Below are 20,137 nucleotides of genomic sequence, written 5' to 3' on the forward strand. Positions count from 1 at the left end.
CGAGGGAGATTCACGGCTCGTCGGCGACCCCGCCGCCGCGGTGTGGCAGGTCGCGGACGGCGGTGCCGAGACGGCCCTCGACCGAGACGACCCCGAGCTGTCAGCTGACGCAGAGGCAGAAGGGGTGCCCGGCCGGGTCGAGGAAGACGCGGAAGGTCTCGCCCGGCTGGTGGGCGTGCTTGGTGGCGCCGAGTTCCAGGACGGCGGCCTCGGCGGTGTCGAGGTTCTCGACGATGACGTCGAGATGGAACTGCTGTGGGTGCTCCTGGCCCGGCCACTCGGGCGGGCGGTAGGACTCCACCTGCTGAAAGGAGAAGCACTGGCCGGACTCGGCGCGGATGTCGGCCCAGTCGGCGGAGGTCTCCACCTTCCAGTCCAGCATCGTGCCGTAGAACGTGGCGAGCGCGGTCGGATCGGGACAGTCGATGACGACGCTGGGAAAGCGAGCAATAGCCATGCCGAACAGGGTAAATGCGGTTGCGGACGATCCACTTCCGGATTGTTCGAGTGTTCGGTGACGCCGCGCCGGGGCCCGGGACTAACCGCCGAGCTCATCCAGCGCGGCCGGTCGGTCCCCGGCGGTCGGCGAGGGAGCTGACCGAGGCCCGCCGGGGTCGGCTCAGGGCTCGAGCGGGAGCAGGCCGGAGCGGTAGGCCCAGATGACTGTCTGCACACGATCGCGGGCGCCGATCTTGGCCATGGCGCGGCTCAGGTGGCTCTTTACCGTGCTGACCTCGACTACCAGTTCGGCCGCGATCTCGGCGTTGGAGAGGCCGTGGGCCAGCCGACGGACGATCTCCGCCTCGCGGGCGGTGAGCAGGTCCATTCCGGTGCCGGGCGGCGCGGTGGCGCGGCGTCGGCGGGCGAACTCCATGATCACGCGCCGGGTGACGGCCTGGTCGACCATGCCCTGGCCGGCGGCGAGGCGGCGGATCGCGTCGAGGAGGGTGTCCACGTCCGCGTCCTTGAGCAGAAAGCCGCTGGCACCTGCTTCGAGGGCACCGAAAACATATTCGTCCAGCTCGTAGGTGGTGAGCACGAGCACCGCCGGCGCCGGGTCGAGGGTGGTGACGATGTCGCGGGTCGCGGTCAGGCCGTCGCCGCCGGGCATCCGGACGTCCATGCAGACCACGTCGGGCCCGAGTTGGCGGGCCATCCGGACCGCGGCCGGACCGTCGGCCGCCTCGCCGACCACTGTCATGTCGCCGGCCAGCCCGATCAGCGACCGGAATCCGGCGCGCAGCATCGGCTGGTCGTCGACGAGCAACACGCTGATCATGCGCCGGGCCGGGGGTGGGGGACGGCCAGGTGGACGCGCCAACCGCCGTCGGTGTCGGGGCCGGCGGTCAGGGAGGCGCCGATCAGGGAGGCGCGTTCGCGCATGCCGATCAGGCCGAAGCCGCGGTGCGCGCGATCGCGGGGGACCGGCCGGGCCGACGGCGGGCCGTTGTGGATCTCCATCGTGGTCTCCGACTCGCGGTAGGCGAGCGCGATCGTCACCGGCGCACCGGGGGCGTGGTCGCGCGCGTTGGTCAGGGCTTCCTGCGCCACCCGGTAGAGGGCCAGCTCCACCGCCGGGTCGCGGCGGCCGGGTGCGCCGTCGACGGTGAGTACGCCCTCGCCGCCGGCCACCAGCCGGTCGATCATCGCGAGGCCGCTGCCGTCCGGTAGGTGCGGGTCGGCGGCGTCGCCGTCGCGTAGCGCGCCGACGATAAGCCGCAGGTTGTGCAGCGTGTTCCGGCCCTCCTCGCGGATCGCGGCGGCGTGGCCGCGGGCCGCCTCGGGATCCCGGTCGAGCAGTCGTTCGACCAGCGTGGCCTGCACGATCAGCGAGGTCAGGTGGTGGGCGGCGACGTCGTGCAGCTCGCGGGCGGTCCGGGCCCGTTCCGCGCTGAGCACGGCCTCGGTCCGGGCCTGGTGCGCGTCCGCGTCGGCGGCGGCCCGCGCGGCCACCGCTTCGGTGTATCGGCGCCGCATGGCCAGATGCGAGCCGAGCAGCGCCGCGCCGACGTATACCAGCAGCGACAGTGCCAGGTGCAGCAGGAGCTGGGCCAGCTGCAGCGGCGGGTTTCGCAGGGGAGGCACGCTGAGCGCGGCGTACCCGCCGATCTCGACCACCGCCGTGACCACCGCCAACGTGATGGCGGACCGCGTGGCCAGCAGCGTCCCACCGGTATAGACCGCGATGGCGGGGCCGACGCCGCGCAGGCCGGTGCCGTGCGGGGCGGCGGCCGAGATGGCCGTCTGCAGCACCAGCATCAGCGCCACGCACCAGACCGGGCTGACGCGGCGGAGGACGATCAATGCCGTCTGCGCCGCCATCAACACCTGCACGGCGAACGTGTCGGGAGTGCCGTCGCGGCCGGTCAACCAGAGCAGCATCGCGGTGAACGGCACGGCGACCCCGGCCAGCGCGGCGTCCCGGACCAACGTTCGCCGCGTCGTGGCGGCCCGGAGCAGTGCCCGCCGCGCCCCAGCGGCCCGGAGCAGTGCGCGCCGCGTCATGGCGGCCCGAAGCAGCGTCCTCCCCATCGCGGTCTCCTCGGGTCAGCGGTGTGCGCTCAGCCAGGCGTTGATGTCCCGCAGCACGGCCCGGTCGGGGTTGCCGAACTCCGGGCGGTATTTCGGGGTGACGTTCATCAGGTGGCTGACGCCCGGGTAGGTGATCAGTTTGTGGTCCCGGCGGCCGGCCGCGGCCAGTGCGGCGTCGGTGACGATCGCGCCCCGGACCACGGTCTGGGTGTCGGTCTCGCCGTTCAGCAGCAGCACCGCTCCGTCGTACCGGGGCAGTTCCAGGGCCGGGTCCTTGAATCGGTCGATGTCGACAAGGTACTTGCCGAGGCTCTCGGGCAGACCGGGCAGGTGTGGGTATTGGTCGAAGCCGACTGCCGCCCGGACGACCGGCTCGATCTCGGTGTCGATGCTCAGCCGGCCGTCGCCGTTGGCGTCGGTCGCCGGATCGGTCAGGACGGCACGGAACTGCTGGGCCTCGTCGGCGGGTCGCCCGGCCAGGCCTTCGGACACCTCGGTGGTGGTCAGCCGGCCGTCGCCGTCGAAGTCGAACTCCTCGTGCAACCGCCCGAGCGTCCGGCCGACGGCCTGGTAGTAGATGATGTCGCGGGTGGGGCCGTGCACGACGCCCATCACCACGACACCGGCCGGGCGGCGGATGTGGTAGCCGCTCGGGTCGGCGGCCAGGTTGCCGGCCACCTTGGTGCCCTCGCTGTGCCCGAGCAGGAAGACCTTCGCCGGGTCGACGTGGGGCGAGGCGCCGGCGAACCGTACTGCGACGGCCGCGTCGCGTACCGTCTGCTCGTAGGGTTTGTCAGGGTCGAGCAACGCCGGATCGTCGCTGAGCACCGGGCCGACGCCGACCACCCCGCGCTTGTTGAAGCGCAGCACGGCGAAGCCGTCGCGGCCGGCCGCCTGGGCGACCGACCTGAACGTGGTCACCCCGGGCGCGAGGGTCTGGTCCATGTCGTTGTGGCCGCTGCCGTGCAACAGCACCACCACCGGCAGGCGGCCCTTCGCACCCTTCGGATAGGTGAGCTCGCCCTTGGCCGACCACCCGCCCTCCATCGGGATGGTCACCGGCTCGCGGGCGATCCCGGCCCAGTCGCCGCCCGGTCTCTCGGTCGCGTCGGCGCGGGCCAGCGGCACCAGGCCGACGGCGAGGGTGGCGGCGGCGAGCAGTGCGACCTTTTTCAGCTTCATGAGGACTCCCCTGATCGGTGTCGTTTCGGACACCTCAGAGCCTGCTGCCGGGGCGGTGCCGGGCACATCCGGCGGAGGCGGGAAGTCGCGCTTACAACCTCCGATGGAGGCGTCCCGGTAAGTTGAACCGACAGTGACTTCCAGGTTACGGTCGGGCTCTACCATCAAGTCTTCGGTTCAGCCGGCAGCCGGAGGAGGCGATCACCATGGCCGAGAAATCCAAGAAATCCAAGAAATCGAAGAACGACAAGAGCAGCAAAAAGGGCAAGAAGAAGTGATCTTCGGGTCGCCGCGTCCGGTGCGGCGACCCGCCCTTTCGCCCCGCCACATCCAGCACAGGGACCGCGCCATGCACGATGACGTCATCGCCTCCTTCGACGACTGCCTCAACCGCCTGACCCGCCTCCGCGCCGCCCTGACCGCCGCCCGCCCGGTCCGCCCGGGCGAACGCCGCCACGCCGTCGAGCAGGCCATCCTCGCCGCCGAGCACTTCGCCACCGCGGCGTCCCGGGCCCTGGCCGAACAGCCCCGCGTACCCGAGGTGATGGTTTGATCGGCGGGTGCTGACTCTTCCGATGCCGGTGGTGGCCACGGTCATCCGCCTCACCCGCCTGCGCCGCTACACCACCGCCGATCGGGGCCGCCGCGCCCTGGCCGCCCCCAAGACCTCCTCGGCGCCACCTCGGTCGCTGACCCGCAGGTTCGACGTCAGCCGGTCCCGGGACCACGGCTTCGACGTCTACCGGGTCGGTGCCGCGGCCGGTCCCGCGGTGATCTACCTGCACGGCGGCGCCTACAGCAGCGAGATCGTCAGCCAGCACTGGGACCTGATCGGGCACATCGCCGCCGAAACGGGCCGGCCCGTACACGTACCCATCTATGGTCTGGCGCCGGCCCACCACGGCCTCACCGCGCTCGAGTTCGTCCAGCGGGTGATCGCCGACGTGGGCCGCTGCTACCTGGCCGGCGACTCGGCCGGCGGCGGCCTGGCCCTGATCGCCGCCCAGAACACGCCCGGCCCGGTGGCCGGCCTGACCCTGATGGCGCCGTGGCTCGACCTGACCATGAGCAACCCCGGCATCGACCAGGTCGAGCCGCACGACCCGTGGCTGCGCCGGGCCGGCCTGCACCCGATGGCCGCCGCCTGGGCCGGTGACCTGCCCCTCACCGACCCGAGGCTGAGCCCGATCAACGGCGACCTGACCGGCCTGCCGCCGACCCAGATCCTGGTCGGCACCCGGGACATCACCCTGCCCGACTGCCGCCTGCTCCGCGACCGCATGCCGCCGGAGGTCCCCCTGACCTACCACGAGCAGCCGGGCGCCATCCACGTCTACCCGCTGCTGCCCGTTCCCGAGGCCCGGGCCGGCCGCGCCGCGATCGTCAACCACATCCGCGCGGCCATAGGGTAGGTCGGTGCGGGTCGGTCTGGTGTCATCGATCGTCGACGAGTACGGCCCGGCCGTCGCGTTCTTCACCGGGTGCTCGGGTTCGAGCTGGCCGAGGACTCGCCGTCGCTGACCGACGACGGCCGGCCCAGCGATGGGTGTTGGCCCGCCCGCCGGGCGCCGGTTCTTCTGAGCGGTGTCCCCGCGTACCCCCAGACAGGCGAGGAGCGCCGCGGAGACGTGATCCGGTCCGGCTCTCGAGCTTCGACGCCGTTGACCGGACAGGCGCTCTACGTCGCTTGCGGCATCGTGATTGCTGTGAAGCGTTCACGATCGATGTTCCCGCCCGAGACGATGACGCCGACGCGGGCAGGCAGGCGCTCGACCGCCCCGGACATGAGCGCGGCCAGAGCGCTGGCCCCACTCGGCTCGATCACGATCTTCATGCGTTCGAAGGCGAATCGCATGGCCTCGCGGATTTGTTCGTCGGTGACCAGCACCACGCTTTCGACGAGGCGCCGGTTGATCTCAAACGTGAGTTCACCGGGCTGCGGCGCGGTCTGTCCATCGGCAATGGTGTGTGGCACGTCGACAGCGACGCGACGGCCGGCGTACAGCGATCGCCTGGTGTCGTCGCCGGCCGCGGGCTCGACGCCAATCATGCGGACAGATGGAAACTGGTGCGTTGCGACGAGGGCGCAACCGGCCATCAGGCCGCCGCCGCCCACGGGTACGACCAGCATCCCGAGTGGACCGACCTCGTTCAGAAGCTCGAGGGCTGCGGTGCCCTGCCCAGCGATGATGTCCGGATGATCGTACGGCGGAATGACAGTCATGCCACGATCGGCAGCCAGATCCGCGCCGAGCGTCTGCCGATCATCGGAGTACCGGTTGTATGTGATCACCTCTGCGCCGTACGCGAGGGTCGCGGACACCTTCGACCGGGGCGCGTCGTGCGGCATCAACACCACCGCTGAGACGCCCAACTCGCGCGCGGCCAGCGCAACGGCCTGGCCATGGTTGCCCGACGAGTAAGTGACCAGGCCCTTCGCCAGCTGCTCAGCAGGCAGACGAGACGCCGCGTGGTAGGCCCCGCGGAACTTGAAGGCGCCGGTTCGTTGGAAGTTCTCGCACTTGAGAGACACCTCGGCGCCGACCAGGTCGTCGAGCGTGCGTGAGCGGAGTACGGGAGTGTGGTGAACGATGTTGGCCAGCCGGGCGGCGGCGGTATGCACATCGATCTTCAGCTCCACGCCGTCAGCCTACGAGGATGCTGCATAGAGATTGCTACACTGCATTTTTTCTAGCCTCTGACCGCCAATCGTGCATGAAAGGGGTCGTGGCGCGTTGACTGAAGTGGTCTTCGACGAGCTCGACGTCGCGATCGTGGACGCTGTGCGGGCCGCGCCGCGGGCGAGCTGGCGTGACCTGGCCCCCGTCATGGGTGTCGATCCGGCGACGGTCAGCCGGCGCTGGTCACGCATGCAGGCCGCGGGGGTTGCCTGGGTCACCGCTCACCCGGCGGGTAACGCGACGCCGGCGTGTGCCCTGCTCGAGATCAGCTGTGAGCCGGCCCGGTCGGCCCTGGTGGCCGAGACTCTCGCCGATGACATCGAGGCGGCTACCGTCAAGCTGACCTCCGGCGGGCGCGACCTGCAGGTGCTGGCGCAGGCGCCGGATTTCGCGGCTCTGTCAACGTACCTGTTGGAGCGGGTCGGGCACATTGCCGGCGTGACCAACGTGCGTAGCAACATCCTGACCGGGTCGGCGCTGGAGGCGAGTCAGTGGCGGGAAGGCGCGCTCGACCTGGAACAGCAGCGCGAACTGAGCGCGTACGCCGCGGCGCGCGCCGAGAGCAGCGTTGTGCTCAAGCCCGCCGACCGGCACATCATGCACGCGCTGACCATGGACGGGCGCATGTCGTTCGAGCGGCTGGCCGAGTACGCCGGCCTCGGGGCGGTGACGGTGCGGCGTCGTCTCGCCCGACTGGAGAGCGCGGGACTGGTCACGTACCGGTGCGACACCTCTCGGCACCTCTCCGGCCGAGCCATAGCAGTGACCTTCTACGGCTCGATCGAGGTGCATGAGTTGAATGACGCCGAGGTCCGCCTGCGGGCACTACCGGGGATTCGCGCGTGCAGCATCGTCGCCGGGCCGCACAACGTGATTATCGATGCCTTGCTGCACACCCCCGCTGACGCCCTCGAACTGGAACGCCGGATGAACCACGCGCTACCGGCGCTGAGAATCGTGGACCGGTCGGTGATTCTGAGGATCGTCAAGTTGCTCGGCCGCGTCCTCGACGCTGAGGGCCGCGCGCGACGGTCCGTGCCGCTGCTCCACGCGGTCGAGGTCCCAACCGGATGAGAGTGACCAACGCGGCGATCGCACACGCCCGCGGTGTCGTTCAGGTCGGGGAAGCGGGCGGCGTGCGGCGCCACCGTCTGTGACCGGCACGCCGCCCACTCACCTGACCAATGTCGAACACTCAGCTCAGGGCTGGGACGGGACGCCGGCAGCGGTGGTCCAGTCGAGGATCCGTTGGTCGTGTCCGGTGAAGTCGCGGCACTGGATGATTCCGTCCGAGTTGATGTGCCGCGACTCGGCCAGTCCGAATTGCCCCAGCACATCGAGCAGGAGTGGTCGTACGAGCCCGGCCACGCGCTCTGAGCGACACGCCGCCAGGTCTACGGTGGCGTGGGCCGGTCGGACGGCGGCGAGGCGGGTCCCGGCCCGGCCGAAGCCATCGGGGCCGTGGTTCCACACCTCGAACGACGCGTCCTGGCTCCGCTCGGACGAGGCGATGGCCAGTTCGAGCGAGGTGTCGCCGTGGACGCCCGCACGCTCGGCGTAAGCCGCCGCCAGACGCGTCGTGGCCACGGTGATCCATGCGACCGCACCCTCGCCGACGACCCTGACCCGCTCGCCGTCGATGGGGCTTTCCCGGATGCCGCCGGCTGGAAGAGCGAGCACCAGAGAACCGTCCGCGCCCAGCCTGCATGCGTAACGATCAGTCGATTGCGCCGGCTCGAAAACGACCGCCGCATCGTCGAGTCGTGGCTTGTCCACGCCGATCGCCAAGGGCGCCGGCCACACCGAGATCTGCCGCCGTAACCAGGTCCGTAGCTCTTCGGCACCCACATCGGCCTGGCCGGCCGCCGGGGCGACAGGCACCGACCTGATGACGATCCAGGCCGACTCACCGCTGAGTCGTATCAGCTTCAGCGCGTCAAACAAATGGTTACACCCATCTGGCATCTTCGCTCCACCATCAAAACATCTTGCGTGCTTCCGAATCGGCGATCAGATCAGGATCGGGAACGACTGACTTACTGGCGACGTTGGCCAGCATCTGGTGGCTCATGTGGAAGCCGAAGTCTTCGGCGACGGTCTTCTTCCAATGCCGGGACAGGATGTTGTGGGTTGCCCAGCGGGTGTACCGGGGCCGCTTGAGAATGAATCGGGCGAGTTCCCACGCGCGGTCGAGGAGCTGCTCACGGGGCAGAATGTCGTTGATCAGGCCCCATTCGAGAGCCTTGTCGGCCGGGATCGACTTGGCGGCATACACGTGGTACGCAACCCGCTTCGCGCCGATCAGCGATTGCAGCGCCATGGCCTGGCCGTCGCCGGGTGGCGAACCGAGCCAGAAGTGCGGGTCCATGAAGTCGGCGTCAGGGGCGGCGAAGGTGACATCGCTCATTACCGCGAACTCGGTGTGCACGCCCGGGCCGTTCACCGCGGCGATGGTGGGGATGTCGATGCTGTTGACGAAGCTCTCGATCAGTTTCCAGCCGTCGTACATCCGTTGCTGAATGTGGTCGGGATCGAGGTCGGCGGCGGGCTGCGGGTTCAGGCCCCTCGGGTTGCCGGTCATCCACTTGTCGCCGGTCCCGGTGATGATCAGGACCTGATTCTCCGGGTCGTTGCCGATCTCTTGCCAGACCCGGGGCCAGGCGTTGTGAGCGGCGTGGGTGTGTACGTACGGGCCGTCGTCGGTATGCAGGCGGACCTCGATGATGCCGTTCTCGCGCCGCATGCGGAAGAAACTCGCGTATCGGGCTGAGTAGTCGTCGATCGAGGGTGGAGCGAGGTAGCCCTTCCAGTGCTCGGTCGGATCGAATGTCATGCGCTACCTCCAGTGGGGGTGTAGCGGTCAGCGAGTCTGGCCGTGCGACCAAAGGTACACGTTACGGTGTGCTTTTCCTAGATGCGATATCTTGCATGATTTACTCAAGAGTGAAGGATTCATGCATCTGACGTCCGGTACTTCGGTCATCGCTTACGGTTTCGACGATTATCTGATACCGAGCACAGGCGGGATGCAGAGTGGAATTGAAGCACCGTGCAGCGCTACGGGTGCGAAACGTGCGGTTGATCGACGGCGTCGGCGATGAGGTCGTGCCGGCGGCTGTGCTCGAGGCCGATGAGGACGGCCGGATCACGTACTCCGGGCCGGCCGAGGGCGCCCCCGCGCCGCGACCAGGCGTGCGAACCGTCGACGGTCGAGGCGGAACGCTGCTCCCCGGGCTCTTCGACAGTCACACCCACCTCGGCGTGGCCTCCGACCGGTCGCTGGTCGAGGTTGCGTTCCTGACCGACCCGGTCATTGCCGATCTGCGGACCGCCGAGCGTCTACGCCTGACGCTGTCGGCGGGCGTGACATCTGCTCGTGACCTTGGCGGTCTTCCCGCCGGCTTCCGGGATGCGGTCGGGATGGGCCTGATCGAGGGTCCCCGGCTGCGGACATCGGTCGGCGTGATCAGCCACACCGGTGGCCACGCCGACGGCACCCTGCCCGGCGGCAGGGATCTCGCGCTTGACTACTGTGTGCTCGCCGACGACGTGCCGGGCGCCCGCCTGGCCGCCCGGCGGATGCTGCGAGCTGGTGCTGATCTCGTCAAGATCTGCACCAGCGGCGGGATGACCAGTGCCCGGGACGATCCTGACGATCAGGACCTGCTCGACGAGGAAGTCGCAGCGGTCGTAGACGAGGCGAGCCGCCACGGCGGACGACCGGTTGCCGCCCACGCGCAAGGACTACCCGGGATTCTGGCCGCCCTCCGCGGGGGTGTCCGATCGATCGAGCACGGCTTCGGCATCGACGACGAGGGCTGTGACCTGATCGGCGAGCGCGGCGCGTTCCTGGTACCCACGCTCGCCACCGCCTTCCAGCCACTCGACCCGGCGAAAATGCCGCCGTGGAAGTACGAGAAGAAGCTGCGCTGGAACGAGCGGACCAAGGCGAATATCGCCAAGGCCATTGCCCGCGGGGTGAACATCGCCGCGGGCACGGACGCCGGTAGCACCCCCCACGGACACAACGCCTACGAGCTGTGGTGCCTCGTCGAGCTCGGCATGTCGCCGATGGACGCCATCAAAGCCGCGACGGCGAACAGCGCCCGGCTGCTCGGGGTGGGCGACGTGCTCGGTGTCCTGCGTCCCGGGTACCTGGCCGACCTCGTCCTGTGCACCGGCGACCCACTACAGGACATCACCGTGCTGGGGACCCCGGACAACATCGCGTTGGTCGCGCAACAGGGCGTCATTCGCAAACACACCCCTCCTGTTCCTGAGCGGAGTTTCTGATGTCCGAACCGGTTATCCCGGCCGCCACCGAATCGGGGCAGCCGACGGCGTACCTGCACTCCGGCTGGACGCGACGGGTCGTTGGCTACGTCCTGATTCTGGTCCTGGTGAACGTCATGGTCGACAGTGTGCTGGCCTCGCCGACCTTCGTCCTGCCTCAGCTCAGCGAGGCCTTCCACACCGACCAGTTCGCCTGGATCGGCTCCAGCGCCATGCTGGCCGGGGCGATGTGGGCTCCGCTGCTCGGCAAGAGCGCCGACATCAACGGAAAGCGGAAGATTCTGGTCCTCACGCTGCTGGTCGCCGGCGCCGGAGGGCTGGTGTGCTTGATCGCCCCGCACATCATCGTCTTCGTCCTCGGGCGGGTTCTGCAGGGTGCCGCGGTGGCGGCCTTGTTCCTGACGGTCGCACTCGTCCGGGACATCTGCGCGCCGAAGTTCGCGATGGTGGTGACCGGGCTCGTCACCTCGGGCTCAGCGGTGTTCGGCATCGTCACACCGTTCATTCTCGAGCCCGCGGTGCACGCCTTCGGCTGGCGGGTTGTCTTCGTCATCTCGGCCAGTTTCGCCGGCCTGGCCACGCTGCTGGTGCGCTTCGTCCTGCCGGAAAGCCGCATAACGACCCCCGGCACGGTGGATGTCAAGGGTGCCCTCGTGTTGGGCGGAGGCCTGGCCGCTGTCCTGGTCTACATCAGCCTCGGCCAGGTCTTCGGCTGGCTCAGTGCGTTCCCGATCCTCGTCCTCCTCGCCGGGATCGCCGCGTTGATCTACTGGTATCGCGTGTTGAGCCGCCGGCCGGAACCGGTCATCGATATTCGTGGAGTCTCGGCGGCTCTCGGTCTCGGACTGCTCGTGGTCGTCATGGGCACCGGCGCATACCAGAGCATGCTTCAGCTGTTCAGTCTGCTGGTCGAGGTCGCACCGGATGAGGGCCTCGGGTACGGGATCGCGGGACCGGCCGCTCTCGGGCTGATGTTCGGCGTCCCCTCGATCGGCATCATGCTCGGCGGCACCATCTCCGGGGCGGTCGCGGCCAGAAAGGGTCCGGCGTTGACTCTCGCAGCCGGCGTGCTGGCCGGCGTCATCGGAACCGCGCTCATGCTGCTGGCCGGCGCGGCCAGCCTTCCCCTCGCGGTGGTGTGCTCGTTCTTGCTGAGCCTGACCGCCGGGTCACTGGTCACCTCGGGTTTCAACCTCGCCTCGATCCTCGCCCCCCGGGAACGGCAGGGCACCGTCTCCAGCATGGTGATGGTGATGGTGGCGGTCGGCTCGGTGACGATGAATTTCATCGGCTCGGCGATCCTCGGCGCCACCCGGGTCGTGCACGACGGCGAGCCGGTGAACTCTTCGTTCGGCGTACACAGCTACATCGCCGTGGCGGGCGCGGTGTTCCTGCTCGCCATCGTCCCGACAATCCTGCTGGTGCGGCGCATGGGCGACCACGTCGTCACCGGCGCCCCGATCAGCCATCTCTAGGAGAAGCGGCGATGAGTGACAGCGCGCCGGAGAGCCCGGCACAGGCGAAACACCCGTACAGCCCCCTTCGTGACACCGGGACGGGACTGGTCTTCGTCTCGGGTCAGCTCGGCCTGGCTGACGGCCGCATCGTCGCGGGTGGCGCCGCGGCCGAGACGCGGCAGGCGATGGCCAATCTGCGGGACAGGCTGGCGAGCTCCGGTGTGGAGCTCGGCCACCTTGTGAAGGTCACCGTCTATCTGGTGTCGATGGCCGACCGGAACGCGGTGGACGAGGTCTATCGGGAATCCCTTCCCGATCCGTTGCCGGCCCGCACATGCGTCGCCGTCGCCGAGCTGCCCTACCGGGCGCGGGTCGAACTGGACGCCATCGCCGTGCGAGGCGGGACGAAAGCGCATCGAGAGGAAACAAGCACATGACGTACGCCGAAGCCGTCGCCGACGGCATCTGGGCGGCCGGCACCGCACGCGTCGGTTACGTCCCATCCGTGACCGTGGCTCCCGTCGTCAACGCACTGGTGTCAACCGACGGCGGGTCGGACGGCGTCTCGGCCCGGGTCACGCCCCTGTCCCGCGAGGAAGAGGCGATCGGGGTGCTCGGCGCGGTTGCCCTCACCGGCGCACTCGGCGCGATCGTCATGCAGGACAACGGTTTCGGCAACGCGTTGACCGCCCTGACCACCTTTCCGCTGGCCTACCACCTGCCGCTGCTCATCGTGGCGAACACGCGGGGTGGTCTCGGCGAGTACAACTCGATGATCCACTCAATCAGCCAGCCGATGCCCGCCATCCTGCGGACGGCGGGTCTGCCCGTCATGGAACTGGACCGGCGCAGCACCACCGGCGACTGGCACGACACCGTCCGCGAGGCGGGCGTGCACGCCGTCATGACCTATCGGCCCGTCGTAGTCCTCGGGTCCTTCTGGAACACCGATGGAAAGGTCGCCTGATGAAGCGGATCGAAGCCCTCGCCGCCCTCGCCGACCTGACACCCCGGCACCCTGTGGTCGTCACATGCGCGGCTACCAGCCGGGAGCTGGCGTCGATCCGCGACAGCGAGAACCACCTGTACCTTCTCGACGCGATGGGTCTGGTCGGGTCAGTCGCGACCGGCCTGGCGCTCAGCCTCGACCCGGCCGGCCCGAAGGTGGTCGGTATCGAGGGCGACGGCTCGTTGCTGATGAATCCCAACGTGCTGCCCACCGGCGGCTACTTCGCCCCGGGCAACCTGCTGCTGATCCTGCTCGACAACGGGGTGTACGGGTCGACCGGCGGCCTGCCCACCTATGCCTCCCGCATCGACCTGGCCGCTCTGGCCGCCGCGGCGGGATGGACGACGCGGACGGCGGACACCGTCGACGGGCTGTCAGCGGCCTTCGCGGAGCTGCTTGGCATATCCGAGCCGGCGTTCCTGCACGTGCGCATCGAGGGGGGCAACGCGCGGGACATCCCGAGGCTGCTCGTCGACCCGGTCACCATCCGGGACCGGTTCACCCGCTGGCTGCGGGAGGCCGCGGCGTGACCCGGGCCGGCACCGGTGTCCTCACCGTCAACCCGGCGACCGGTGAGGACCTGGACTTCTATCCCTACGCCACCCCAACGGACCTGGACCGGATCCTGACGACCGCCGCCACCTCGACCTGGGGCGGCTCCCGCGTGCGGGAACGGATCGCCGCCATCGAACGGCTCGGCGATGTGCTGACGGAGCGACGCGACCGGCTCGCCCGGCTCATCACCCTGGAAATGGGTAAGCCGATCCGGCAGGCGCGGGCGGAGATCGACAAATGCGTCAATGCGTGCCGTTACTACGCCGGCGTGCTGCCCGCGATGCTGGAGCCGGAGACCTTCGACATCGACGGCGACTCCGCGGTGGTGCGGCTCGTACCCCTCGGCGTGGTGTTCAGCATCCTTCCGTGGAACTACCCATGGTGGCAGGTGATCCGGGCGATGCTGCCCGCCATCTCCGCCGGTGACACCGTGGTGCTCAAACACGCCGAATCGGTGACCGGCAGTGCGATGGTGATCGAGGAGACCTTCCGTGAGTGCTTCGGCGACGGCGTGCTGCAAACCGTGGTCGTCGACAGCGACACGGCCGCGGACCTCATTGCCGACCCCCGTATCGCGGCGGTCACCTTCACCGGCAGCGATCGCGTCGGTTCGCTCGTCGCCGCGCGCGCGGGAGCCGCTCTGAAGAAATGTGTGCTCGAACTCGGCGGGTCCGACCCGTTCATCGTCCTCGCTGACGCCGACATCCCGGTCGCCGCGGCCGCCGCGGCACGGTCCCGTTTCCTCAACAACGGGCAGAGCTGCATCGCGGCCAAGCGCGTCCTCGTCCACCACACGGTGCGCGACGCTTTCGTGGAGGCGCTGGTGCCCCACGTCCGGCGACTGACCGTCGGCGACCCGGCCGAGGAGGGCACCGACGTCGGTCCCCTCGCCCGGTACGACCTGCGCGACACCCTCCTCGAACAACGTGGCCAGGCGCTGGCGGCCGGTGGCCGGATGCTCGTCGAGGCCGCTGTGCCCGAGTCCGCGCCAGGAGCGTGGTTCCCCCCGTCGATCATCGAGGTCGACCGGGGAGAGTCCGTGCTGTTCTCCGACGAGACGTTCGGCCCACTCGGCGCGCTCACGACCGGTGCCGACGACGACGAACTGATCGCCCTGGCCAATGCCTCCCGGTACGGGCTGAGCAGCAGCATCTGGAGCGGCGACAGTGAGCACGCCGCCGCCGTCAGCGCGCGGATCCAGGCCGGTGCGGTATTTGTCAACACAATCTCGGCCACCGACCCGCGCCTGCCCACCGGTGGTGTCAAAGCCAGTGGCTACGGCCGCGAACTCGGCCGCTGGGGTGTGCACGAACTGGCCAACGTGCAGGCGCTGCGACTGCGCGATCTCGGAGCCCCACGGTGATCTCGATACGTAAGCCGACCGTCGCGGTGAATCGAAAGCGGGCCCGGGTCACTCGGCGTCGGGCGGCAACGGCACGTCGAAGGCATTCAGAATGACCGAGATCGCAGCGTACTGCGCGATGAGGAAGACGAGTTCCGCCGTGCCCGCGTCGCCGAAGGTCTGCACCGCAGCGCGATACAACGCCCCCGGCATAGCGACCTCCGATAACGGCGATGTCTCGGCATTGACGGCCTTCCCGACGCGGAAAACGCTAGACCGATCGGCAGTCGCGTGCCCGACTCTGCACGCATTCGATCAGTCAGCCGCACCGATTGCACGAAAGTCGCCTTGCCGGCCGCTTGACCCGGCTCCGACGATCGGCAGGAGGCGCCCAGGTCAGACGCACAAAATGGGCGACACCGCCATGCCAATCGCTGCGACCATGCGCCGATGGGAACCACTGTGGGTACGCGTGGGCCGGTCGAGATGCTGCGCGAGCCGGCGGTCAAGGAGGCCGTCTGGGGCTGCGCCACCTACTTCTTCGAGCTGACCCACGCCGGCGCCGGCGCGGTGGTGGAGTGGACCTACCGGGCGGTGCAGGTGGTCCTGGTGGCGCGCCCGGTGCAGGCCGGCAGCGGGTACGACGTGACAGTCGACGCCCTGCCGACGCCGATGGCCAGCCTGCGGTTCGCCTTCCGGGTCCGTGAGCTGCCGGCCGGGTCCGCCCTGTTACCGCAGGGTGGCGTGCTCCTGGACATCACCTACCTGGCCGTACCGGACGACGAGGCGGCCCGCCCGTGGCACGACTTTCGTTCCCGCATCGCCTCGGCCGACCCGGACACGGTCCTCGAACACGTGACGATTCAGCCGCCCGGCACGGCTCTGGCCGCCCTGCCGGGCGTCTCGCGCACCACCACCCACTGGGCCCTGCGGGTGGCCCTCGACCACACCGGCACCCTGGCCGCCCTGGGCATGCGTCGAGGCGACGCGCCGGCCTGACATCAGCCGTCGCTGTGGCGCCGGCCCGGTGTCAGCCGTCGCCGAGTGGGCCGGCGCGAACGATGCGGACGGCCTCCTCCAGCGGGGTCTCCCACGGCAGCATGTCCCGCAGGATCCACGTCACGCCGGCCGACTCGTACGCGGAGATCAGCTCGGTGCGTTCGCTGGGCTCGTCCGGGAGCACCCGGCTGACGATGACGTCGTACGGGCCGTCGCTCGTACGGTGCTGCTCGATGTAGTCGATCATCTTGTGCGCGGACTCGGGCGACGACGGAAGGATGGAGAAGCCGTCGTCGCGGATGTCCATCTCGGCCGGTGCGGCACCGTCCCAGCGCGCGGCCCGGCGGAACGGTCGCTTGTTCGGCCAGTAACCGGCCACCCACACCGGGATCTGATCCTGCACCGGTCGCGGCCGGAACGTGGTCTCGCGCACGGTGTAGTGCTCCCCGGTGAAGGCGAACGGCTCGCCGGTGCACAGCCCGCGCACGATCGCCAGGGATTCGTCGAGTTTGTCGGCTCGGACCCGCGCGTCGCCGTCCTCGCCGAACCGCTCGAACTCCGCCTCACCGGAGAAACCGAGGCCGACCCCGAGGATCATGCGGCCGTGCGAGAGGTGATCGAGAGCCACGACCTCACGGGCGACCTTCCACGGCCGGCGGCGGGCCAGCTGGGCCACCATGGTGCCGATCTTGACCCGCTCGGTCCGGGCCGCGATCGCCGCCAGCACCATCCACGGATCCGTCACCGGAGGCTGGCTCCGCGGGTCGAAAACGAGTGAGTCCCACACGAACACGGCGTCCCAGCCCGCCCGTTCGGCGTCCTGGGCCAGTTGTAACAGTACGTTCGGATCGGCGTACTCACCGATCACTGGCAGGTTTATCGCGTAACGCATAACCACTCCCCGGATACTGTCCGGATAGGAGAGTACCGCTATTCGCGATCAAGGCCGAGGCCTCGGCCGGTGGGAGCGGCCGGTGGAAGTAGAAGCCCTGTCCGACCGTGCAGCCCATGTCGATCAGGGCCGCCGCCTGCTCGGACGTCTCGATGCCCTCGGCCACGACCGTCATTCTGAACGCGCCGCCCAGGTGGACGACCGCCTCACAGACCGAGCGGGCCTCGTCGTCGTCGGCGATGCCGGTCACGAACGAACGGTCGATCTTCAACATGGTGACCGGCAGGCTGCGTAGATAGCTCAGCGCCGAGTAACCGGTGCCGAAGTCGTCGACCGCCAGCTGGATGCCGAGGTCACGCAGGGCCTGCAGGTGGTTGATGGTGAGCGGGTCGGGTTGCAGGATAACACTCTCGGTGATCTCCAGCGTGAGCCGGTCCGGTGGGAAGCCGGTCTCGGCCAGGATCGTCTCGACCGTCCGAACCAGATCGACCTGACCCACCTGCTTGGGTGACAGATTCACCGACAACCGCAGTGCTTCGGCGCCGGCGTGATCGGCTCGCCACCGGGCCGCCTCCCGGCAGGCCGCCCGCAGCACCCAGGTGCCCAGCGGCACGACCGCGCCGGTCTCCTCGGCCAGTTCGATGAACTCGCCCGGACCCAGCAAGCCGCGGGTGGGATGGTTCCAGCGGACCAGGGCCTCGACCGCGCGCAGGTCGCCGGTGGCCAGGGCGACCGCGGGCTGGAAGTACACCACCAGCTCGTCGTTGGCCACCGCCCGGCGCAGCTCGGCCTCGCGCGCCTTGGTGTCCATCACGTCCGAGTAGTACTCGAACCGCCCGCGGCCGGCGCGCTTGGCCGCGTACAGGGCGGTGTCGGCCTGCTGCAGCAGGGTCTCGCCGGAGGCGTACGGGTCGTCGCGAACCACCACCCCGATGCTGGCCTCGACCATCAGCAGGTGTTCGCCGAAGATGACCGGCGTACGCAGCGCCTCCAGCAGCCGGGCGGCGACCGTGCCCGCGGTCTCCCGGTTCGGCAGGCCCTGGACGAGCACGACGAACTCGTCGCCGCCGATCCGCCCGGCCAGGTCGCTGCCCCGGAGCACGGCGCGCATGGCGTCGGCCGCGGCGACCAGTACGGCGTCGCCGGCCTCGTGCCCGAACGTGTCGTTGATCGGCTTGAACCGGTCGAGGTCGATGAGCATGATCGCGGTGTGCCGGCCCGGGCGGACCGGCTGGCCGGCCAGCTGTTCCAGACGCTCGGTGACCAGGGTGCGGTTGGCCAGGCCGGTCAGTCCGTCGGTGACCGCCATCTCCCGGTTGTCGCGCAGGGCGTGCATCTGGCGGGCCATCACCAGCAGGGTGAGCACGGCCGAGCCCAGGATCATGCCGCCGTACGGGTCGAGTGGCAGATGCGACGACTGCTCGGCCAGCAGGAGGTAGGCGCCGATGCTGGCCGCGTACGGAAGAACGAAGACCGCGTTGCGGTCGGTGCGCCGCGGCGCCGGGTGCCGCGGCCGGCGATACTGCTGGTCGGCCGCCACCACCAGCAGGAAGCAGCCGGCCAGCCACAGCAGGTCGGGCCAGGAACCACCGGTGAAACCGCCGTGCAGCTGGATCCAGCTGTACGAGACGTCGGCGCTCACGGTCAGCGCGATCGACCCGGCGAGCAACCGGACCGGGGCCGGCACCTCGGGTTGATGACGCCGCAGCATGGCGGTCGACATGGCCAGCACCAGCAGCAGGTCGCCGACCGGCAGCGCGGCCGTGAACGAGCGCTCCCACGGCGTCAGGCCGGGCGCGTTGAGGATCGGGCCGAGCAGCAGATACCAGATGGCGATGAACCCACCGGCGCCGACGATCAGCGCGTCCAGCGCCAGCTTCTGCCGGTCCCGGCGGCGGCGGTACTGGCCGGGCAGCATCAGCAACCCGGCGAACATGAACGGGGAGAAGAGCAGGAAGCAGTAGTCGGCGGCCGAGGGATAACCGGTGGTGTGCAGTACGTGTTCCTGCACGAACCAGGAGCAGTGCGCGGCCAGCTGCCAGCCGAACGCGACGGTGATCACCCGCCAGGCGCGCCGGGTCCTGGCCTCCTGCCGCTTCGACACAGCCACCCGGGCGGCCAGGATGGTGAAGACGACCGCTTGCGGCACGTACGAGGCGTCCGTGACCAGTGTGCTGACCTCGGCGCCGCCCCATCCGCCGAAGAACCAGGCCTGCTGCACGACGAGCAGCACCGCGCAGGCGAGCACGCCCGCGGCGGCCCCTCGCCCGGCCCGGATCCAGGACAACATCACCACCCTGTTCGACAGCATCGCCAGGATCATGAGCCGTCCCAGTATCTTGAGACTGGTGACCGGTCATATTCCAGGAGGTGTGTATGACCGCCGAGACGGTCGCGCCGGCCTGGATGCGTCAGCAGGTCACGGCCGCGCAGTGCGCCGCCTGGACAGAAAAGCGGGTATCGAGATCGTGGATGGGATGGTCCTGGTGAGTCCGAGCGCGTCCAAGCGGCCCAACCGCCTGGCCCGGCTCCTGGCCAACGCCTTGGACGTCGCCGCGGGCCCGAACCGGAACGCCGATACCGACTTCGACGTCCGGGTCCGATCGCGAGTGTTCGGGGCCTAAGGCGTGGAACTGGATCCGGTCGCTGTACGCCGGCGGGCCGTTCGTGGGCGGCCGCTGACCATTCGCTTGGCGGAACCCGACCCGGAGGCGGTGCGGGCGCTCCAGGATGCGCTGGGACCCGAGATGGCGGTCTTCAGCTCGGGACGCCGTGGCGGGGCGACGGTGACCGTCATCCAGCTGGCCGGCGAGGCCGAGGTCGCCGCCGTACGGCCGGCGGTGGACCGCCTCGTGGCCGAGTTTCGCGAGCTCGCCGGTGCGCTCGTGGCCCGGTTGCGGGTGCTCGAGCCGCTGTGGGACGACGACGAGGACCCGGCCTGCCCGGACGAGATCGAGCTCCACGGCTCGACGTGGTCGGTGTCGCCGCACGACCCGCACTACCGCTTCGAGAACGAGGCGAGCGGGGAGGTCGTCGAGGCCCAGATGTACGACCCGGACCGCCTCGACCCCTACTTCCTCGAAACGTACGCGAGGACCTCCGGCCGTCACCCCGCGGTCGTGGACGTTTGCCGGGCGCCCTTTCACGACATGTGCCGGCTGCTCGACGCCGGAGGAATCCCGTACGGCTGAGCTG

21 protein-coding genes and 1 pseudogene are annotated in these 20,137 nt (G+C 69.5%); 13 read left to right on the forward strand and 9 right to left on the reverse strand.

Features of this window, described 5'->3' with window-relative positions; genetic code table 11:
• Positions 1 to 100: 100 nt before the first annotated feature.
• The 4 genes from ACGFIO_RS10350 to ACGFIO_RS10365 form a co-directional block, all read right to left on the reverse strand.
• Positions 101 to 457 (reverse strand): VOC family protein, encoded by a 357-nt coding sequence (locus ACGFIO_RS10350; RefSeq protein WP_392824651.1) that lies wholly within the window; start codon positions 455 to 457, stop codon positions 101 to 103.
• A 162-nt stretch (positions 458 to 619) separates the two neighbouring features.
• Positions 620 to 1,279, reverse strand: coding sequence for a response regulator (locus tag ACGFIO_RS10355; protein ID WP_392824653.1), 660 nt, complete (start codon positions 1,277 to 1,279; stop codon positions 620 to 622).
• Entirely contained in the window at positions 1,276 to 2,532 is a 1,257-nt protein-coding gene (locus ACGFIO_RS10360; protein WP_392824655.1) for a sensor histidine kinase, read from the reverse strand. The genes ACGFIO_RS10355 and ACGFIO_RS10360 overlap by 4 nt, the downstream gene beginning before the upstream one ends.
• Before the next feature lie 15 nt (positions 2,533 to 2,547).
• Positions 2,548 to 3,714 carry a hypothetical protein gene (locus tag ACGFIO_RS10365; protein WP_392824658.1) on the reverse strand — a complete coding sequence of 389 codons (1,167 nt, stop codon included), beginning with the start codon at positions 3,712 to 3,714 and terminating at the stop codon, positions 2,548 to 2,550.
• Between the two features lie 349 nt (positions 3,715 to 4,063).
• Here ACGFIO_RS10365 and ACGFIO_RS10370 point away from each other — a divergent pair, with 349 nt between their 5' ends.
• From ACGFIO_RS10370 to ACGFIO_RS10380, 3 genes and pseudogenes are all read left to right on the forward strand, one after another.
• Positions 4,064 to 4,267, forward strand: a complete 204-nt coding sequence (locus ACGFIO_RS10370) for a hypothetical protein (RefSeq protein ID WP_392824661.1) — start codon at positions 4,064 to 4,066, stop codon at positions 4,265 to 4,267.
• Between the two features lie 7 nt (positions 4,268 to 4,274).
• Positions 4,275 to 5,126 (forward strand): alpha/beta hydrolase fold domain-containing protein, encoded by an 852-nt coding sequence (locus ACGFIO_RS10375; RefSeq protein ID WP_392824664.1) that lies wholly within the window; start codon positions 4,275 to 4,277, stop codon positions 5,124 to 5,126.
• A gap of 4 nt (positions 5,127 to 5,130) precedes the next feature.
• Positions 5,131 to 5,284 (forward strand): annotated as a pseudogene (locus ACGFIO_RS10380) (VOC family protein); the annotation flags it as partial.
• 108 nt (positions 5,285 to 5,392) lie between these two features.
• Here ACGFIO_RS10380 and ACGFIO_RS10385 read toward each other — a convergent pair.
• The gene (locus tag ACGFIO_RS10385; RefSeq protein ID WP_392824666.1) at positions 5,393 to 6,355 is read right to left on the reverse strand and encodes a pyridoxal-phosphate dependent enzyme; all 963 of its coding nucleotides are present in this window, start codon (positions 6,353 to 6,355) and stop codon (positions 5,393 to 5,395) included.
• A gap of 103 nt (positions 6,356 to 6,458) precedes the next feature.
• Here ACGFIO_RS10385 and ACGFIO_RS10390 point away from each other — a divergent pair, with 103 nt between their 5' ends.
• Positions 6,459 to 7,469 carry an Lrp/AsnC family transcriptional regulator gene (locus ACGFIO_RS10390; protein WP_392825464.1) on the forward strand — a complete coding sequence of 337 codons (1,011 nt, stop codon included), beginning with the start codon at positions 6,459 to 6,461 and terminating at the stop codon, positions 7,467 to 7,469.
• A gap of 126 nt (positions 7,470 to 7,595) precedes the next feature.
• Here the strand turns inward: ACGFIO_RS10390 and ACGFIO_RS10395 are convergent, their stop codons facing one another.
• Positions 7,596 to 8,339, reverse strand: a complete 744-nt coding sequence (locus tag ACGFIO_RS10395) for a hypothetical protein (RefSeq protein WP_392824669.1) — start codon at positions 8,337 to 8,339, stop codon at positions 7,596 to 7,598.
• A gap of 34 nt (positions 8,340 to 8,373) precedes the next feature.
• The gene (locus ACGFIO_RS10400) at positions 8,374 to 9,228 is read right to left on the reverse strand and encodes an enoyl-CoA hydratase/isomerase family protein (protein WP_392824671.1); all 855 of its coding nucleotides are present in this window, start codon (positions 9,226 to 9,228) and stop codon (positions 8,374 to 8,376) included.
• Between the two features lie 239 nt (positions 9,229 to 9,467).
• On the opposite strand from ACGFIO_RS10400, the gene ACGFIO_RS10405 reads away from it, so the two are divergent.
• From ACGFIO_RS10405 to ACGFIO_RS10435, 7 genes are all read left to right on the forward strand, one after another.
• Positions 9,468 to 10,688: an amidohydrolase family protein gene (locus ACGFIO_RS10405; protein ID WP_392824674.1), complete on the forward strand. Its 1,221-nt coding sequence runs from the start codon at positions 9,468 to 9,470 to the stop codon at positions 10,686 to 10,688.
• Entirely contained in the window at positions 10,688 to 12,163 is a 1,476-nt protein-coding gene (locus ACGFIO_RS10410; RefSeq protein WP_392824676.1) for an MFS transporter, read from the forward strand. The genes ACGFIO_RS10405 and ACGFIO_RS10410 overlap by 1 nt, the downstream gene beginning before the upstream one ends.
• An 11-nt stretch (positions 12,164 to 12,174) precedes the next feature.
• Positions 12,175 to 12,582 (forward strand): RidA family protein, encoded by a 408-nt coding sequence (locus ACGFIO_RS10415; protein ID WP_392824678.1) that lies wholly within the window; start codon positions 12,175 to 12,177, stop codon positions 12,580 to 12,582.
• Complete coding sequence (locus ACGFIO_RS10420; protein WP_392824681.1) at positions 12,579 to 13,112, forward strand: hypothetical protein; 534 nt, start codon at positions 12,579 to 12,581, stop codon at positions 13,110 to 13,112. Before ACGFIO_RS10415 ends, ACGFIO_RS10420 begins: the two co-directional genes overlap by 4 nt.
• Positions 13,112 to 13,684, forward strand: a complete 573-nt coding sequence (locus tag ACGFIO_RS10425; RefSeq protein ID WP_392824683.1) for a thiamine pyrophosphate-dependent enzyme — start codon at positions 13,112 to 13,114, stop codon at positions 13,682 to 13,684. Before ACGFIO_RS10420 ends, ACGFIO_RS10425 begins: the two co-directional genes overlap by 1 nt.
• On the forward strand, positions 13,681 to 15,072 hold the full coding sequence (locus ACGFIO_RS10430) for an aldehyde dehydrogenase family protein (protein ID WP_392824688.1): 1,392 nt from the start codon (positions 13,681 to 13,683) through the stop codon (positions 15,070 to 15,072). Before ACGFIO_RS10425 ends, ACGFIO_RS10430 begins: the two co-directional genes overlap by 4 nt.
• Positions 15,073 to 15,501: 429 nt before the next feature.
• On the forward strand, positions 15,502 to 16,050 hold the full coding sequence (locus ACGFIO_RS10435) for a hypothetical protein (protein WP_392824690.1): 549 nt from the start codon (positions 15,502 to 15,504) through the stop codon (positions 16,048 to 16,050).
• Positions 16,051 to 16,081: 31 nt separating this feature from the next.
• On the opposite strand, the gene ACGFIO_RS10440 is transcribed toward ACGFIO_RS10435, so the two are convergent.
• A complete protein-coding gene (locus tag ACGFIO_RS10440; RefSeq protein ID WP_392824692.1) occupies positions 16,082 to 16,942 on the reverse strand; it encodes an LLM class flavin-dependent oxidoreductase in 861 nt (286 codons plus the stop codon).
• Complete coding sequence (locus ACGFIO_RS10445; protein WP_392824695.1) at positions 16,908 to 19,253, reverse strand: putative bifunctional diguanylate cyclase/phosphodiesterase; 2,346 nt, start codon at positions 19,251 to 19,253, stop codon at positions 16,908 to 16,910. Before ACGFIO_RS10445 ends, ACGFIO_RS10440 begins: the two co-directional genes overlap by 35 nt.
• 166 nt (positions 19,254 to 19,419) lie before the next feature.
• On the opposite strand from ACGFIO_RS10445, the gene ACGFIO_RS10450 reads away from it, so the two are divergent.
• The gene (locus tag ACGFIO_RS10450) at positions 19,420 to 19,566 is read left to right on the forward strand and encodes a hypothetical protein (RefSeq protein ID WP_392824698.1); all 147 of its coding nucleotides are present in this window, start codon (positions 19,420 to 19,422) and stop codon (positions 19,564 to 19,566) included.
• 66 nt (positions 19,567 to 19,632) lie between these two features.
• Positions 19,633 to 20,133, forward strand: a complete 501-nt coding sequence (locus tag ACGFIO_RS10455) for a hypothetical protein (RefSeq protein ID WP_392824700.1) — start codon at positions 19,633 to 19,635, stop codon at positions 20,131 to 20,133.
• Positions 20,134 to 20,137: the final 4 nt, after the last annotated feature.

Source organism: Actinoplanes sp. NPDC049265 (assembly GCF_043197135.1).
Classification (GTDB): Bacteria; Actinomycetota; Actinomycetes; order Mycobacteriales; family Micromonosporaceae; genus Actinoplanes.

Coding starts and splice junctions, on each gene's coding strand:
- ACGFIO_RS10350 (WP_392824651.1), bottom strand. CDS start 457: ATGGCTATTGCTCGCTTTCCCAGCGTCGTCATCGACTGTCCCGATCCG.
- ACGFIO_RS10355 (WP_392824653.1), bottom strand. CDS start 1,279: ATGATCAGCGTGTTGCTCGTCGACGACCAGCCGATGCTGCGCGCCGGA.
- ACGFIO_RS10360 (WP_392824655.1), bottom strand. CDS start 2,532: ATGGGGAGGACGCTGCTTCGGGCCGCCATGACGCGGCGCGCACTGCTC.
- ACGFIO_RS10365 (WP_392824658.1), bottom strand. CDS start 3,714: ATGAAGCTGAAAAAGGTCGCACTGCTCGCCGCCGCCACCCTCGCCGTC.
- ACGFIO_RS10370 (WP_392824661.1), top strand. CDS start 4,064: ATGCACGATGACGTCATCGCCTCCTTCGACGACTGCCTCAACCGCCTG.
- ACGFIO_RS10400 (WP_392824671.1), bottom strand. CDS start 9,228: ATGACATTCGATCCGACCGAGCACTGGAAGGGCTACCTCGCTCCACCC.
- ACGFIO_RS10410 (WP_392824676.1), top strand. CDS start 10,688: ATGTCCGAACCGGTTATCCCGGCCGCCACCGAATCGGGGCAGCCGACG.
- ACGFIO_RS10415 (WP_392824678.1), top strand. CDS start 12,175: ATGAGTGACAGCGCGCCGGAGAGCCCGGCACAGGCGAAACACCCGTAC.
- ACGFIO_RS10420 (WP_392824681.1), top strand. CDS start 12,579: ATGACGTACGCCGAAGCCGTCGCCGACGGCATCTGGGCGGCCGGCACC.
- ACGFIO_RS10425 (WP_392824683.1), top strand. CDS start 13,112: ATGAAGCGGATCGAAGCCCTCGCCGCCCTCGCCGACCTGACACCCCGG.
- ACGFIO_RS10435 (WP_392824690.1), top strand. CDS start 15,502: ATGGGAACCACTGTGGGTACGCGTGGGCCGGTCGAGATGCTGCGCGAG.
- ACGFIO_RS10440 (WP_392824692.1), bottom strand. CDS start 16,942: ATGCGTTACGCGATAAACCTGCCAGTGATCGGTGAGTACGCCGATCCG.
- ACGFIO_RS10445 (WP_392824695.1), bottom strand. CDS start 19,253: ATGCTGTCGAACAGGGTGGTGATGTTGTCCTGGATCCGGGCCGGGCGA.
- ACGFIO_RS10450 (WP_392824698.1), top strand. CDS start 19,420: ATGGTCCTGGTGAGTCCGAGCGCGTCCAAGCGGCCCAACCGCCTGGCC.